Source organism: Flavobacterium crocinum (assembly GCF_003122385.1).
Taxonomy (GTDB): Bacteria; Bacteroidota; Bacteroidia; order Flavobacteriales; family Flavobacteriaceae; genus Flavobacterium; species Flavobacterium crocinum.
In genome coordinates this window covers 3,745,884-3,762,398 of sequence record NZ_CP029255.1, presented here as the reverse complement: position 1 = coordinate 3,762,398, position 16,515 = coordinate 3,745,884, and the positions used below count along the sequence as shown (strand labels likewise).

The 16,515-nt window shown below is 33.4% G+C and carries 9 protein-coding genes; 5 read left to right on the top strand and 4 right to left on the bottom strand.

Annotated features, from left to right (window positions below):
- Nucleotide 1: 1 nt before the first annotated feature.
- A complete protein-coding gene (locus tag HYN56_RS16685; protein WP_109193216.1) occupies nt 2-1,579 on the bottom strand; it encodes a sigma-54 interaction domain-containing protein in 1,578 nt (525 codons plus the stop codon).
- 308 nt (nt 1,580-1,887) lie between these two features.
- On the opposite strand from HYN56_RS16685, the gene HYN56_RS16680 reads away from it, so the two are divergent.
- The 3 genes from HYN56_RS16680 (at nt 1,888) to acnA (ending at nt 8,538) form a co-directional block, all read left to right on the top strand.
- Nucleotides 1,888-2,826: a ring-cleaving dioxygenase gene (locus HYN56_RS16680; protein WP_109193215.1), complete on the top strand. Its 939-nt coding sequence runs from the start codon at nt 1,888-1,890 to the stop codon at nt 2,824-2,826.
- Between the two features lie 194 nt (nt 2,827-3,020).
- A complete protein-coding gene (locus HYN56_RS16675) occupies nt 3,021-5,447 on the top strand; it encodes a tetratricopeptide repeat-containing sensor histidine kinase (RefSeq protein WP_109193214.1) in 2,427 nt (808 codons plus the stop codon).
- Nucleotides 5,448-5,763: 316 nt separating this feature from the next.
- Nucleotides 5,764-8,538 carry an aconitate hydratase AcnA gene (acnA, locus tag HYN56_RS16670; RefSeq protein ID WP_109193213.1) on the top strand — a complete coding sequence of 925 codons (2,775 nt, stop codon included), beginning with the start codon at nt 5,764-5,766 and terminating at the stop codon, nt 8,536-8,538.
- A 307-nt stretch (nt 8,539-8,845) separates the two neighbouring features.
- On the opposite strand, the gene HYN56_RS16665 is transcribed toward acnA, so the two are convergent.
- Nucleotides 8,846-9,589, bottom strand: a complete 744-nt coding sequence (locus tag HYN56_RS16665; protein WP_109193212.1) for a trypsin-like serine protease — start codon at nt 9,587-9,589, stop codon at nt 8,846-8,848.
- Between the two features lie 303 nt (nt 9,590-9,892).
- On the opposite strand from HYN56_RS16665, the gene HYN56_RS16660 reads away from it, so the two are divergent.
- Nucleotides 9,893-12,262: a TonB-dependent receptor gene (locus HYN56_RS16660; RefSeq protein ID WP_109193211.1), complete on the top strand. Its 2,370-nt coding sequence runs from the start codon at nt 9,893-9,895 to the stop codon at nt 12,260-12,262.
- A gap of 21 nt (nt 12,263-12,283) precedes the next feature.
- Nucleotides 12,284-13,498 carry a hypothetical protein gene (locus HYN56_RS16655; protein ID WP_109193210.1) on the top strand — a complete coding sequence of 405 codons (1,215 nt, stop codon included), beginning with the start codon at nt 12,284-12,286 and terminating at the stop codon, nt 13,496-13,498.
- 185 nt (nt 13,499-13,683) lie between these two features.
- Here the strand turns inward: HYN56_RS16655 and HYN56_RS16650 are convergent, their stop codons facing one another.
- Together HYN56_RS16650 and HYN56_RS16645 are read right to left on the bottom strand one after the other, a co-directional pair.
- On the bottom strand, nt 13,684-15,411 hold the full coding sequence (locus HYN56_RS16650; RefSeq protein ID WP_109193209.1) for a tetratricopeptide repeat protein: 1,728 nt from the start codon (nt 15,409-15,411) through the stop codon (nt 13,684-13,686).
- A gap of 269 nt (nt 15,412-15,680) precedes the next feature.
- Nucleotides 15,681-16,514 (bottom strand): hypothetical protein, encoded by an 834-nt coding sequence (locus tag HYN56_RS16645; RefSeq protein WP_146194604.1) that lies wholly within the window; start codon nt 16,512-16,514, stop codon nt 15,681-15,683.
- Nucleotide 16,515: the final 1 nt, after the last annotated feature.

The window sequence follows — 16,515 nt, the reverse complement described above, 5'->3', positions numbered from 1 at the left end:
ATCAATCCAGAAAATGCTTTTTTTTAATGCCTAATTTATGCATTCTGGAAATTAAAGTTGTACTTGGAAGTCCCAGTAAAATCGCAGCACCCTGAGGTCCGGAAATTCTTCCGTTGCATTTTTTTACCACTTTCAAAATATGCTCTTTCTCTACTTCCTGTAAAGTTTTAATATAAAAATCCGGTTCTGTAGTATAAGACTTCGGTTTATAAATTTCAGGGAGAATGATTTCTTTTATTAGCTCATCTTTTGCAAACAGAATACTTCTTTCGATGATATTCTCAAGCTCTCTAACATTTCCGGGCCATTCATAAACCATCATGCTGTTTAATACTTTCTTAGAGAAGCCTTTTATCTTCTTCCCTATTTTCAAACTGTGCCTTTCCAGAAAAAATTCTCCTAAAACCCGAATATCTTCTTTTCGTTCCCGAAGTGGCGGAAGTGAAATTGGAAACACATTTAAACGATAATACAAATCACTTCTGAATCTTTCTTCTGCAACTTCTTTTTCTAATGAACGGTTAGTTGCAGCAATTACCCTTGCATTTACTTTGATCGTCTCTTTTCCTCCAATTCTTTCAATCTGTTTTTCCTGAAGCACACGAAGCAATTTCCCCTGAAGTTCCAAAGGCAACTCCCCTATTTCATCCAGAAAAATAGTACCATCCTGCGCCTGTTCAAATTTTCCAATTCTTTGTTCGGTTGCTCCGGTAAAAGCGCCTTTTTCATGTCCGAACAATTCACTCTCAATTAGATTTACCGGAATTGAGGCACAATTTACTTTTATGATTCTATTTTTTGAAACCGTCGATAAACGATGTACTGCATCGGCAACCAATTCTTTTCCGGTTCCTGTTTCTCCATAAATCAAAACGGTCGATTGTGAGGGCGCAACTTGAGCAATCAACTCAGAAACCTGTTTCATTACGGCGCTGTCACCCACAATTCCTACTGAGTCAGTTTCATTTGAAGTTTCTTTTTCTTCTTCTTTTTGAACAGAACTTTGCTTGAGTTTTTTTAGTTCGGCAATTTCACTTTCATATTTCTCACTAAGAGCAATGTTTTGGATGGTTATAGATAACTGAGTTGCAATTCCTCTTATAATTCGGTTAGATTCTCTGCTAAAAGTCTGTGCACTTTTAAAAAACATAAAAAGAACATTGCTTTTTCCTTTAGCATAAGGCAGCGAAATACCGATTCCGTTTTTAAAACCGCTGTCATTTGCTTTCTTAATAAACTCAGGAAAGGAATTCTGATTTTTTAAATCAAAAACAACGGCATCGGCAGAATCCAGACAAGTATCGAAAAAACCATCATTTACAGGATATTTTTTTAAGTCTTTATCTTTCTGAAGGAATTGACAGAAAACAGAATATTCTGTTTCACTTTCATTTGAAGAAGCCAAAATAAAATCATCAAAAAAAATTTGTTCTTTCAATTGGCCTATCACCACATTTAATTCTTCTTTAGTTAAAGTCTGACCGATTTCCGAACAAAACGACATAATTAGCATTTGTTCTCTTTCTCTTTCCTGCAATCGGTTCATCATAATTGGAGTTTGGTCATTCGGCTTTTCCATAAATAAAAAATTCTCGCGGTATTTTATACCGTAAATTTAAGAAAGAGCCTTTATTAAATTGTGATTCCTTTTCTAAATATGCAGATTGAAATCATAAAATTACGATATATCGTATTAATGAAAAATTGGATAAAACGCCAAACCTCTCATAAACAATACCTTTTTTAAACTGGAATATTATTTGGGTAATAGTAATGGCACAATATTCTATGCCTTTTTATTTCTTAATCTATGTTAATCGATTCAGAACTATATCGGAAGTAAACTTGCAATAGAAAAATCAATAAACCATTTAATATAAAAATACCATGGAAAACAAAATTTTAGGCTTACACCATATTACTGCAATTGCAGGTGATGCGAAACAAAACTTCAATTTTTATTCTAAAATATTAGGATTACGTTTCATCAAAAAAACCGTAAACTTCGATGATCCGGGAACCTATCACTTTTACTTTGGTGATGAGGTTGGAAGTGCGGGAACAATTTTAACTTTTTTCCCTTGGGGGTCTGCGATTCAACAAGGCAGAGAAGGTTCGGGAATGGCTACAAAAATTGGTTATTCTGTACCAAAAGGAAGTCTTGATTTCTGGCAGAGACGTTTTGATCAGTACAAGGTTACTTATGAAAAACCTGCTGAGAAATTTGGAGAAAAATACCTTAGTTTTCAGGACCCGGACGGTTTAAAATTAGAATTAATCGAATCTGAAACAGAAGATAACCGAAAAGCCTGGGAAACAGAGGAAGTAAAGGCAAATGTGGCTACAAAAGGTTTTCATAACGTTACACTGACATTAAAAGACGTCAAACCAACTGCTGCTGTTTTAACAGAAATATTCGGTTATAAATTAATCGGTCAGGAAGATAACCGTTTCCGTTACGCTACAGCTACTGTAGAAAATGCCGCTATTGTTGATTTGGTAGAAATACCGGAAGAAAAAAAAGGTCATGTAGCTAACGGAACTGTACATCATGTCGCTTTCCGCGTAAAAAATGATGAAATTTTAATGCATTTCCGTGACAAAATTGAAGAATATGGATTATCAATTACACCTCAGATTGACAGACAATATTTCCACTCTTTATATTTTAGAGAACCGGGAGGTGTTTTATTTGAAATTGCTACTGACAATCCGGGATTTACTGTAGATGAACCTTTGGAAGAATTGGGCCAAAACTTAAAACTTCCTGCTCAATATGAAGCACATCGAAAAACCATCGAAAATAATTTGGTTAAAATCAATTAATCCGGAGCCAGCTTCACCACATAAAAGCAATTTTTAATGCTTTTATGTGTTGCTATATAAAACTGTTTAAAAAGGATCTTTCCTTAAGTTCTAAGTATCGATAAATTATCCAAAAAAGTCTAAAAAAGTACAAGTTTAGAAGAATATATCTTTTTGTAAAGTGTTAGCTTTACTGCAAGAAACCAAGTCAAAATATGAAAAAAATACTACTCCATACTTTACTATATTTTTTTTCTATAACCTCGTTTTGCCAAAACCAGACCACTAATTTAAAACTGCAAAAGAACCGTTTATTGATCCAAAACATTGGGATTTATCTTCATAGTGTTAATCAGGGCAGTATCGATATTGACAGCGCTATGATTTTAGCCTGCAAGGCCCAGAAAATTCCTTACACTCTGGTTAATGACGAAGGCTATAATGACGGTACTTATTTTCCCGGAAATGATTTAATTACTAATAATTTTATTCGCGGCGCCGAACTTTTGCTTCCCAGACTCAAAACAATTGAACAGATCAAATTGGCATTACAAATAAGTAATGCTTATCTCTTTAGAGCGGGCACGAAAACAAGTGATATGCAAAATGCTCTGTTATATATCATTAAAGCTCAAAAAATTGCAGAAAAAACAAAAATTCCGAAATGGATTTTTGAAACCAAACTTTTATTAGCAAAATATCACTTTCAGGCAAAAAACACCAAATTAAGCAGTAGCATTTTTGCGGAACTTGTTAAAACTGCCAGAAAAACTAAAAAAGATAAATTAATAGCTGAAGCAATTGAAAATCAAGGCACTTTTATGCCAAATGATAATCCTAAAAAAGCAGTTATTCTGGCTGAAGCGATGCAGCTTTATAAAAAACTGGACGACAAGGAAAAAGAACTTGTCTCCCTAATGAAAATAATACCGGTGCATTTCTGGACAGGAAATATGGAACTTGCCAAACAAGAATGTCTAACAAGTCTAAAACTGCAAAAAAAGGTAGGCTTATTGCATACGCAATATACTGAAACTACAATTTCATACATCGAATTGCTCCACAATAACTTAAGAAGTTCATTATATTATGCTCTGAAAAGCGTTAAATCTATGGAAAATACCAAAGATTATGCTTTTGCTGACAGCTTTTACATTCGTCTGGGAAATATATACAACCAAACCGGATATTGTGAAGATGCACTCAAATTTTATCAAAAAGGTATTGAGTTCAATCAAAAGGAAATAAATGCTGGTACGTGGTACAAAAGTTTTTTTGGCGCTGTTCGATCCTTGATGAATCGAGATAAATATAGCGAGGCCTTAAATTATCTACTAACCAACTCTAAAAAATATCCTCCTAAAAATAATCTGGATAATATGATTCTTAATGAGCAAAAAGCCATTTGTTACGAACGATTGGGAAGATTGAAAGAAGCTGAATTTGCTTATCAGAAAATGGAGTTTTTTTCAAAAAAATTAACTTCATCAGAAACAATTAAAGACATTGCCAACAGTTCTTCTATGATGGCCCTGTTTTACACAAAAATTAATAAACCGGAAAAAGCACGGGAAGTTACGGATCGGATTATAGCTATTACAAAAAAAAATGCAGAAGGCTTTAATCGTCGTATTTTGGAACTTTCCCTGTTTAAAATTGATTCATTAAACGGAGACTATTTCTCCTCTATCAAACATTTTGAAAATTACACCATCCTACAGGATTCAATGGATGATATTATTAAAAACAGAGAATATGAAGTATTAAAATTTCAGTTTGAAACTACTGCTAAAGAACAAAATATAAAGTTGTTAAAAAAACAATCCAATCTACAGATTAGAGAATTACATACTTCTAAACTGTTAAATATAATTTCGATAAGCTCTCTGTTTTTACTTCTTGTCATTATTATTTTATTATATAACAGATCAAAAATTAAACAAAAAAATAACATCCGATTAGAGCAAAAAGAAAAAGAAATTAACCTTAAAAATATAAAACTGCAACGTTTGGTTGAAGAGAAAGAATGGCTTTTGAAGGAGATTCATCATCGTGTGAAAAATAATCTTCAAACTGTAATCAGTCTGTTAAATTCTCAGTCGAATTATTTAAAAGATGATTTGGCAATAAACACAATAAAAAACAGTCAAAACCGAATTTATGCCATGTCATTAATTCACCAAAAATTATATCGGGAGAACAACTTGTCTACTATAGACATGCCCGAATACTGCAACGAACTGGTCGATTATTTAAAAGAATCTTTCCATTCAGAATTTATTCACTTCGAATTAAATATTGATCCTATCGAACTTGATATTTCGCAAGCTATTGCCTTAGGATTAATTATTAACGAAGTCGTGACCAATTCTATAAAATATGCTTTTAAGGATAAAGAAAATTGCGAGATTAAAATTGCCTTACTAAATGACAGAGAAAATTACTGTATTCTTATTATTTCAGACAATGGAATTGGTATTGCCGATATTTCAGAACTGGAGCATAGCAGTTCTTTCGGAATGACACTTATCAAAGGTTTAAGCGAAACACTTGAAGGAACATTATCTATAGAAAATAAAAATGGGGTCACTTTTAAACTAACTTTTGAAAAAGAGATTAATCAAACCAGTATAATTTTATAATGCTATAGGAGTGGCATACTGATTGAATTATTACTTAGGAGTTTTATACAACAATAAAAGACCAGTGTAATTTAACATAAAAAACAAGACACTGAATTTCAACAAATTGAAATTAAAAAACTTTTATTGATGCTTTTAATTGTCTAACTTTAAATACTAATAAAGTGAGAACTAAAGAAGCTATCGTAAAACTGAGATTTATTTGTTTCCTATATTTCGTAAAAACCTATTTTTTTAACGAAATAAAGTCAAAAGATAAAATTAGAAAAACTCAAAAAACGAATTACCAATATCTTTTTAATTAATTATAACTAACATGCAAAACGACATTTACCAGATTAAAAAAGTATTAAAAACTTCTGGCAGGGAGTTTTCTTATTACAGTCTTGCTGAAATGCAGCAACAAGGATTTGAAATCGAAAAAATGCCCTTTTCAATCCGAATTCTTTTGGAAAATGCCTTGCGAAATTTCGATGATTTTGCAATTACCAAAGAAAACGTTGAAACCTTATTAAACTGGAAACCGGAAGCATCAGACAAAGATATTCCGTTTAAACCTGCAAGAGTTTTAATGCAGGATTTTACAGGTGTTCCCGCCGTAGTTGATATTGCTTCATTACGTGCCGAAGCAGCAAGAAGAGGCAAAAATCCGGATGCGATTAATCCGCTGATTCCTGTTGATCTTGTTGTAGATCATTCTGTTCAGGTAGATTACTTTGGAACCGAATATTCGTATCTGCGCAATATGGACGAAGAATACAAACGTAATGGCGAAAGATATCAGTTTTTAAAATGGGCACAGGAATCGTTTACCAACTTCAGCGTTGTACCTCCGGGAATGGGAATCTGTCACCAGGTTAATCTTGAATATTTATCGAAAGGCGTTATAGAACGCAACGGAGAAGTTTTCCCGGATACGCTTGTTGGAACGGACAGTCATACACCAATGGTAAACGGAATTGGGGTTATCGCATGGGGTGTCGGCGGTATTGAAGCCGAAGCGGCAATTTTAGGACAGCCTATTTATTTCATCATGCCCGAAGTAATCGGATTGAAATTGACGGGGAAAATTCCGCTAGGCTCTACTTCAACTGACATGGTACTGACCATTGCTGAACTGCTTAGAAAATTTGGCGTAGTAGGTAAATTTGTGGAAGTATTTGGTCCAGGTCTTGACAATTTAAGTGTTCCTGATCGCGCAACCATTGGAAATATGTCTCCTGAATTTGGCTGTACCGTTACCTTCTTCCCTACTGACGAAAAAACATTAGAATATATGAAACTCAGCGGCAGATCGGAGGAGCAGATTCATTTGGTTGAAGATTACTGCAAAGCGAATTTGTTGTGGAGAAAGGGAGACGAAAATATTACCTATACGCATATTTTAGAGTTGGATCTTTCTTCTATTGAACCTGTAATTGCAGGCCCAAAAAGACCGCAGGATAAAATTCTGCTTAAAAATCTTGAACCTTCTTTTATTGATGCTTTAGACAAAAACTTTGGCAGAAAATATCTAAAACCGGAAAAACAAATTAAAACATGGCTGGCAGAAGGCGGTTCTCAGCCTTTAAATGAAAGTAAACCAGTTCCGGAAGAAATTCAGATTGATCCAAAAATAGAAAATGGCAGTAAAAGTGTTGAAGTCACTATTGGTTCAGAACGTTTTACTTTATCTGACGGTTCTGTGGCTATTGCGGCCATCACTTCCTGCACGAATACTTCTAATCCATTCCTTATGATTGGTGCCGGATTAATTGCAAAAAAAGCAAGAGAAAGAGGCGTAAATACAAAACCCTGGGTAAAAACATCACTGGCTCCAGGATCCAAAGTTGTAACCGATTATTTAATTAAAGCAGATTTACTAAAAGATCTCGAAGCTTTGAAATTTCACGTTGTGGGTTATGGCTGTACTTCTTGTATTGGAAACTCAGGCCCGCTTCCTCCGCATGTGGCTAAAGCGGCAGACGAACATGATCTTGTACTGGCGTCTGTACTTTCTGGAAATAGAAATTTTGAAGCCAGAATTCATCCGCAGATTAAAATGAATTTCCTGATGTCTCCTATGCTTGTCGTAATTTTTGCCATAGCAGGAAGAGTCGATATTGACATTGTAAACGAACCGCTTGCGTATGATTCTAATCTACAGCCCGTTTATCTAAAAGATTTATGGCCTGCCGAAGATGAAATCCGTCAAATGCTCAGCAATGTTCTGACTCCAGAGCAATTCAAGTCAAGTTATGCAACCATATTTGAAGGAAATGAAATTTGGCAACAATTGCAGATTCCTAAAGAAAAAATTTACCAATGGGATGAGAATTCGACTTATATCAAAGAAGCGCCATTTTTTAAAGATCTTCCAGATCAGCCTAAAGCGTTACAAGATATTGTAAATGCCCGCACTTTATTGGTTTTAGGAGATAGCGTTACTACAGATCATATTTCCCCTGCAGGTTCTTTTAAAGAAAACTCTGCAGCAGGAAGTTATTTATTAAGCCGAGGAGTTGAGAAAAACGACTTCAACTCTTATGGTTCGCGTCGTGGCCATGATGAAGTTATGATCAGAGGGACTTTTGCCAATGTTCGTATCAAAAATGCTTTAGCCAAACAAGAAGGCGGTTTTACGACTTTCCTTCCAACTGGAGAAGAATTGAGCATTTATGAAGCTTCTAAAAAATATAAAGCAGCAGAAATACCTTTAATTATCCTTGCCGGAAAAGAATACGGAAGCGGTTCTTCGAGAGACTGGGCAGCCAAAGGAACTTTTCTTCTTGGTGTAAAAGCAGTATTAGCAGAAAGCTACGAAAGAATTCATCGCAGCAACTTAGTGGGAATGGGCGTTTTACCACTTCAGTATAAAAATGGTGAAAATGCAGCCAGTCTTGGACTTACTGGAAGAGAAACCTTTACTATTACAGGAATTGCAGAAGACATTAGTCCGTTAAAAGAACTATCTGTTACTGCCGTTAAAGAAAACGGAGAAGTATTTAGCTTCAGTGCAATTGCACGACTTGATTCACAGATTGAAATTGAATATTACAGAAACGATGGTATTTTACAGTATGTGTTAAGACAGTTTCTTCATAAACCATAACAATTAAATAAATCAAATCGTGAAAGATTCTATTTTTCACGATTTGTAGTTTGTAAATTGTTCCGTAATCATCACTATTTTAAAAACGTTAAAACTATGGTTTTAGCGTTTTTTTTATTCTTCTAAAAATAAACCGCTTAATTGACGTTTCATTTTTTTATTTAAAGTATTTACAATAAATCCGTCTTTACAAAAGTAGGCCATCCTCACATGAAAAAAACAAATAATTAATAGTTGTCATCAGATAGAATGGCTGAATTTATTACGCACAAATTATTATTGAATAGTTGTTGCTTTATACCATAGCTTATTGTTTATCAGACTTCCTGTTTTCAATAAAAGTTACTAAATTCGTTACTGAGCATGGAGAGAAAAACTTCTTGTTTGACTCCGGATCAACTGTTCCATTTGAGACAATTCCAACAAGTAAACCATTTTCATCTACTAATGGAGCTCCGCTAAGTCCACCAAATTTCTCCGGTACCAGAATATCTTTTAATAAAATGCGATTTGAAATTGTTTTATAATATGCAAATTCATACACCCTTTGGGGTCCGTTTTCCATCGTTCTGGTCCAACCAACAACATATAATTTTTCTCCCTGAATTAAAGGCGTATTTCTTATTTCCAAAGGTATAATATGGGAAGTGTTTTGCTTTATGGAAAAAACTAGCCAGTCATTGTCGTAAGTAGACTTCGCTTCTAATAACTCCGAATTGTTTTCATTTAATAATTTATCACAAATTACCATTTCGGATTTATTGTTCAATGGGTATAATGCCCAATTTTTAATATCTTTTTCCAATGACAGGGTTTTCATACTTTCCGGCTTAATAATCTTAAGTATGTGTTTTGCTGTAACAGCAAAAGTTTCATTGTTATATTTTATAAGAAAGCCACAACTGAATTTTGGCTGGTCATACTTCGGGTTTACAAATTCTATCCTGTTCACCAGAGCGATCTCTTTAAATACTTTATTTGAAGAAACCTCCTGTCCGGAACAACCTGCTATCCACAAAATTGAAATAGCCAAAAAAAATTTAATTTTCATAATACTATCAAATTTACCGTACACTATAAGTCTATGCAAAAACTTCCCTTTCGTTTATGCAGCATTTCAAATATAATAAAACAATTAGCAGCAATGACGAAAAATACATACAGTACTTTGTTTGATATTATTATACCTCATTGATTCTCTTCATTTTCTTAACAAAATATTCTACCAAACCCACATCAGATTCATTATTACATTTTTTATATACTCTTAGTATATTATTAATAAATAATTTCATACTTTCGTATTGTTTTTATTCATTCTAAATAAAAACAATACAAAATCTAATCGTATTTCATGAAACTCAAAATAGCGTTGCTCTTTATTTTTTCGTCGACATTTTTACTAGGACAAAACAAAATATCAGGTAAAGTAAGTAATGAATCAGGAAGTCCATTATCAGGAGTTACTGTTCAGCTTTTAGGCACAGAAACAATTGCAAAAACAAATACTAACGGATTTTATCAGATAGAAAATCTGGTAAATGGTAGATATACTATTGAAGTTAGCTCAGAGGAATACATTTCAAAAAAGCATTCCGTTGTTTTAGAAAATTCTCAAACTATTTCTGTTGACATTATTTTAGAAAAAACAGCAAAAACATCGAACAACGCAGAGAAATTAAATGATGTAGTAGTAAAAAGTAAATCTGAAAAAATAAAAAAAGAAGAAACTGCACAAGCCGTTTCTGTAATAGAAATGCGGGAAGCTAAATTTAAAACGACAGATTTAGGAGAAGTACTTTCACAAACTCAGGGTATAAATGTTAGGCGTACCGGTGGTTTAGGTTCCAGAACAAACTTTTCGATGAATGGACTAACAGGCAATCAAATTCGTTTCTTCTTAGATGGTATTCCGTTGGAATATCACGGTTATACTTTCGGAATTTCGACGGTTCCTGTTAATTTAATTGATCGTGTTGAAGTATATAAGGGAGTGGTTCCAATTGAATTTGGAGCAGATGCTCTTGGTGGTGCTGTTAATTTAATCACTCCAAGAATTAAATCCGGTTTTAGTGGTTCTTTTTCGGCTCAGGCGGGATCTTTTGGAACCTACCGAACTTCTTTGATACTTAATAATTACAATGAAAAGACCGGATTTTTTATAAAAGGAAGCGGTTTTTATGATACCTCCAAAAACAATTATAAAGTAGATGTGGATGTTGCTGATAATCTTGGTAAGATTAAAAAAGTAACCGTACCAAGATTTCATGATGCATACGACGGTTTCGGAGTACAGTTAATGACGGGTTTTAAAGACAGAATCTGGGCAAAACAATTGAGCATCGAAGGTTTTTACACTGATTACACAAAAGAAATTCAACACAATCAATTAATGGTTGGAGTTCCTTACGGAGAGGTCATGACGTATCGCAAATCGGCTGGAACTGTCCTTACCTATCGCAATGAATTTGGTGAAAATTTTATGTTAGATTTTGTCTCAGGATACAATTACAGAGAACGTCAGTTTACAGATGTATCTGATTATGTCTACAATTGGTATGGCGAACGTATTGAAGGTTCTGCCGGAAATGTAAGCGGAGAGATTTCAGAATCTACCGGACCAAGCGATACTTACACTTGGAATAATGATGTTTTTTCCCGTTTGAAAGCTTCATGGAAAATCAATAACCAATATGCCTTAAGTTTCACTTCAGCTCCCACTTATTCTAAACAAACCGGAGACGACAGACTTATTACCGGATATGATCCAGCGACCGCTGTAAGAGAATTATTTACATGGGTTAATGGTGCAGACTTTAAAATAAATGCATTTAATGAAAAATTAGAGAATCTTTTATTCGTTAAAAATTACCTGCAAAAAGTAAATTCTGAAGAGAAAATCCCTTCCAACAACTCCGTAATCAAAGAAAACAGAAGCGTGAACTATTTTGGTTTTGGAAATGGGTTTCGTTTTAAATTCAATGAACAATTTTCTACCAGATTAACCTATGAATACGCTACACGTTTGCCCCAAACAGATGAATTATTTGGAGACGGGCAATTTATACAAGGTAATATGAACCTAAAACCGGAGCGAAGCCATAACGTTAATTTTGAGCTTTTCTTTAAGTCCAAAGAAAATTATGAGAGAAGTAACTGGCAGGTTCAAACCAATGTCTTTTTAAGAAAAATAGACAATCAAATCTTATTTGTGCCGAGCTTAGACCGTAACAATACTTTCCAGAATGTATTTGCTGCAACTTCTAAAGGAATTGAAGTTTCAGGAAGCTGGACTTCTAAAAATGATAAACTTTCCTTTCATGCCAATAGTACCTACCAGCACTTTTATAATGATTCAGACGAAGGAATATTTGCGGCTTACAAAGGAGACAGAGTACCTAATCAGCCGTACTTTTTTGCCAATGGAGGTGCTAATTATTCTTTTCGTAACCTAATTGGCAAGTCGGATAAGTTATCTCTTTTTCTTGATGCAAGATATGTGTATGAATTTTTCAGAAGCTGGGAAAGCGCTTCTGTAAATCCATTTGTTATCCCAAGTCAGCAGACATTTGATCTTGGCACGACTTATCATAGCAGCTTTACTAGTTTAAAATATGCCATAACTGCAGAAATTCAAAACTTAAGCAATGAAAAAAACTATGACTTTTTTGGTGTACAAAAACCAGGAAGATCATTTAACATCAAATTAGTAACTCAATTTTAATTAATTATATAACCGATAAGTATGAAAACAAATCGATTTTTTACAAAGTATACCGTTGCTGCAATAATGTGTTCGGTATTTGCTTTAACATCATGTAGTTCAGATGACAACAAAACTGATGAAGGTCAGGGTAATAATCCGGCTGTTATTGCATCAGTTCGTGTAAATACTCCTTCAGGAAGGGTTTTTTATTTAGGAGCATATGATAAATTCCCTTCTACTCTTGATTACAAAACGATGACTGAGATTGGTCCGGGTGCAACAATCTATTCTTATGGCGAACATCCTTACGTTTGGAATGGTACGGCTTCGACTTTAACCAAATACAATGTAAGTAATGATATGAAAATTTCGAGTGCAGACGCTTTAAGTCTTGCCGGCACTGGTGTAAGCGGTACTTTTGGACCACCTGCTTTCGTATCTGAAACAGAAGCTTATTTTTTCGCTTTAAATGATGGAAAAATTATTAAGTTCAATCCGGCAACTATGACTATAACTGAAACTATAACTGTTACTCCATTACCATTAAGCAACGATGCTGATGTTAAAACATCTACTTACATGAGCTATGTGACTTCTGCAAAAAAAATCATTTTACCTGTAGCGGCAACACCAACTGATTTTAATAAGTTTCCACAATATGCTCAAATTGCGGTTTTTGATATCGCTTCAAAAGTGGTTACTTATGTTAAAGATACTCGTATGTCAATGGGTTATGATACGTTTGCAAAAGGAAATGATGGTACTTTGTACTACAGACCTTCACGTGCTACATCTCTGTCACTGGATTACAGTACTGTAACTAGTGCTCCTCCTGCGGGCGCACTTTTAAAGGTAAATCCTAACGGAACATTTGATCCTAACTTTTTCGTAGATTTAAAAGCACCTCTAAATGCACATTCAGTAAACGTAGTTGCTTATGTACATGGAGATAAAGCTCTTGCACAGTATCTTGACAATACTTTTACGCCACCGGCAAAACCAGCTGACTGGTACAATGCTCCAACGAAATTTGCACTTGTAGATTTAAAAACGCTAAAAGTTGAGCCTTTTACTTCTTTTGAAAAATATGGTACTGTTTATACAGTTGGTACAATTGATGGTGTAGAATATTATGGTAATATCACTGCTCCTGATGGTAAATTCAGTCTTTTAAAGCAAAAAGGAGCTGCTGAATTTGAAGCTGTTTCTGAAGCAATTGGTGGTAGTTTAATATTTGTTGGAAGATTGAGATAACAAATACATTGCTATTATAAACTTAAAAAGAATCTGCCCAACAGGACAGATTCTTTTTTTTTCTTTTAAATCAAATATCTTTTTTCTCAAATAAACCAGCCTTCGGGCTATTCGATACTAATACCATTCATTGATAATCTATAAATGTTTTATGTAATAATTGTCGACCAATACATTTGATACATTTAGCTATTATAATCTATCATTTCAAACAAGAGATCATATTTATCGCCTAATTTTTTCTTTAATCGCTGCTTGCTTTTTTTGACTGCATCTACTGTAACGCCTAACAAGTTAGACATCTCATAATTGTTTAGATTTAGTTTTTGAAGCATTATTATTTTAAGATTCGATTCTTTTAACTCAGGAAAATTTTCCATTATAGTATTATAAAAAGAACTGTGCTGTTTTATAAACTCTTGTTTAAAAGCGCTCCAGTTTTCATCTGTCATAAGATGAGAACTGAGCATTTCCCGAAGTTTATCTTTTTCTTCATCTATGTGTTTTGCAGCAGAACTTTTAATTTCCTCCAGTTCATCTTCTAAAATTGCAATCTGTTTTTCTTTACTTTGAAGATTCTCTGCATAGCTATTCATATTAGAACTTGCATTTTTGAGTTTTTCTTCAAATGCCAAACGATCACTTTCATATTCTTCAAACTTTTCTGCTTTTGCTTCTAGTCTTTTAGCTAAAAAAGTGTAAGCTACTCCACTTGACAGTATTGTTGAGATCAAAATCAAAATACCGATATTTCTAATTCTTTCTCCCTGTTCTAATTGTAATCGGATTTCTTTAGTTTCGCTTTCGTATTTCTTTTTTTGAATAAGCCAGTTGGATCGCTTTAATACGGCATTACCGTTTGTTTTAAGTAAATACTCATCAAGCTGTTTAAGCTGTCTCCTTAAGATCAATTCCTTTTGAACATTTGCCCCGTTTAAAAGCAGCAGCTTTAATTCTATTATTTCTTTTAATGAACTTCTGTAGTATGATTTAGTACCGGCAATTTCCTCAGCTCTTTCCAGTATTTTTTCGGCTTCGTTTTTATTGTTTAATTTCAGCAGAATTTTTGCTAATAATATGGAAGCATACATCTCATTTTTTTCATTTTTGAATTTCTGAGAATATGCTATATCCTGTTTTAAAAGATGGAGAGCCGTATTTACTTCACCTTTTTCATCATAAACAAGTGCTTTATCTCCTAATACTTTAGCATATCTTATCGTATCTTTTATTTTTAATGCCATAGCTTCAGATTTATCAAAATAAAGCATTGCATTTGTAAAATCTTTATTTTTGAAATAACAGTTGCCTATTGCATTTAAAACACTTGCAGATTCAGGAGATGATTCTTGTATGTACTGCATTGATTTCTTTAAAAAACTGATAGCTGAACTATCTTCTACAGTAAGCATTATCCAGCCAAAAAATTGAAAAGTCTCTGCTGGTAAAATCATTTCTGAAGCATCAATCTGATTACTTTCTTCCATTGTTTTGAGAACGATAGGAAGAAGTTTATCTATCTGGCAATAAAAATACAAGTACTTTGAGTAGTTTATCTGTGTCCAGATTTTAAGACTTAAATCATTACTTTTTTTAGCTTCTTCAATAGATTTCAAATAATAATACTCACTTTTTCTGTTTATCCTGTCAAAAAAAACAGAATATCCATTTGCTAACAGCGCATGATATAAAATATTATTTTTTTTATCGGATGATTCTTTTAAAAAAGCCAGTCTTTTTTTTAATTCTAAAGTGTCTTTTTTCTTAGGATTATCTTCTTTGGTTACTGCAGATTCTATATTAGTTATTAAGCCTCCTAATGGAGAGCCTACTTTTTGAGCTTGTAATTTTGTAAAAAAAACAAAGGCACATAACACAAAAAAGAGTCTAATTTTTTTTGTACAGAAAGTCATTTTGGAAACTGGGCTTATTGAAGCGCTAAATTAAAAAAATATAGATTTTATTTTATAAAAAAATTAACATAAAACTACTTTAACAGTTGTTTCATGCTTTACAGCCACTTATAACACGAGGTTGGGCAGTTTTTTTCTTTAATATATTTTGAAAACAAAAAAACAACCCGAAAGTTGTTTTTTATGTTAGATTACTTAAATCTTAATTATCGGTAAATGTCGGATGGAATAAATTTCTGTAATTTTGACTTTACCTTGACTTTATCATTTTATTTAAAATTCCACCCTAATGTCAAACCAAATGCTGCCGGTGTAATTTTAGCATTCTGTTCTGTGCTGTATAAACCATTTGCTTTTCTATTGTTTGTAGACGTCGGATTAAAACCTACGTAAGACTGATTATTTTTTTGATCAAGTATCGTTCCGTATCCGTTTTCGACAAACATGGCTACATACAGAGCATTCTTTTTTGTTATATCGAATGTAAATCCCAATTCAAAAGAACTCATTAAAATTCCCTTTGTTTCGTATTCTCCTGATGCAGAATAACTGCTTTCCTGCCCTATTCCATATTCAGGTAAATCATCAATTGACAAATTAAAATCAGGATAATAAGCTGTACCGGTTACATTATCTGCTGTCGCTTTTATTTTATAACTAACAGGTAAAAAATACTTTACTCCTCCTCTGAAATTAAAATCAATCCCTTTATTAATGTTCATTTTAAATTGAAGAAAAAGCGGAATTTGAAGGGCTTGCAATGTTTGTTTTTCTTTGTAATTACTGGTAGTTACGTTATAAATAAATGCCGAACCGGAAGCATCTACTTCATAATTTGTCAGTGTTGTAGAAGAAGAGACCAAAGATACATTTTGCTTATATTGCGAAAATTCTACTCCTGATCCAATTCCGATATTTTTTGTAAAGGAATAAATATATCCTGCTTTTACAGCTCCTCCCATTTTTGTTTCGGCTACTGTTCCTGCTACATCGCTTTCAAGATTAGCAGCTCCTGTTTGTACACCTACGTAAAACTGAGCAGTTGCAACTGTAGAAAACAGCATTAATATAAATCCTAATATATGTTTACTATTAAATTTCATA

What these genes read in the sequence shown, in the direction of transcription:
- HYN56_RS16685 (WP_109193216.1), bottom strand. Translation starts at nt 1,579, where the DNA reads ATGGAAAAGCCGAATGACCAAACTCCAATTATGATGAACCGATTGCAG.
- HYN56_RS16680 (WP_109193215.1), top strand. Translation starts at nt 1,888, where the DNA reads ATGGAAAACAAAATTTTAGGCTTACACCATATTACTGCAATTGCAGGT.
- HYN56_RS16675 (WP_109193214.1), top strand. Translation starts at nt 3,021, where the DNA reads ATGAAAAAAATACTACTCCATACTTTACTATATTTTTTTTCTATAACC.
- acnA (WP_109193213.1), top strand. Translation starts at nt 5,764, where the DNA reads ATGCAAAACGACATTTACCAGATTAAAAAAGTATTAAAAACTTCTGGC.
- HYN56_RS16665 (WP_109193212.1), bottom strand. Translation starts at nt 9,589, where the DNA reads ATGAAAATTAAATTTTTTTTGGCTATTTCAATTTTGTGGATAGCAGGT.
- HYN56_RS16660 (WP_109193211.1), top strand. Translation starts at nt 9,893, where the DNA reads ATGAAACTCAAAATAGCGTTGCTCTTTATTTTTTCGTCGACATTTTTA.
- HYN56_RS16655 (WP_109193210.1), top strand. Translation starts at nt 12,284, where the DNA reads ATGAAAACAAATCGATTTTTTACAAAGTATACCGTTGCTGCAATAATG.
- HYN56_RS16650 (WP_109193209.1), bottom strand. Translation starts at nt 15,411, where the DNA reads ATGACTTTCTGTACAAAAAAAATTAGACTCTTTTTTGTGTTATGTGCC.
- HYN56_RS16645 (WP_146194604.1), bottom strand. Translation starts at nt 16,514, where the DNA reads ATGAAATTTAATAGTAAACATATATTAGGATTTATATTAATGCTGTTT.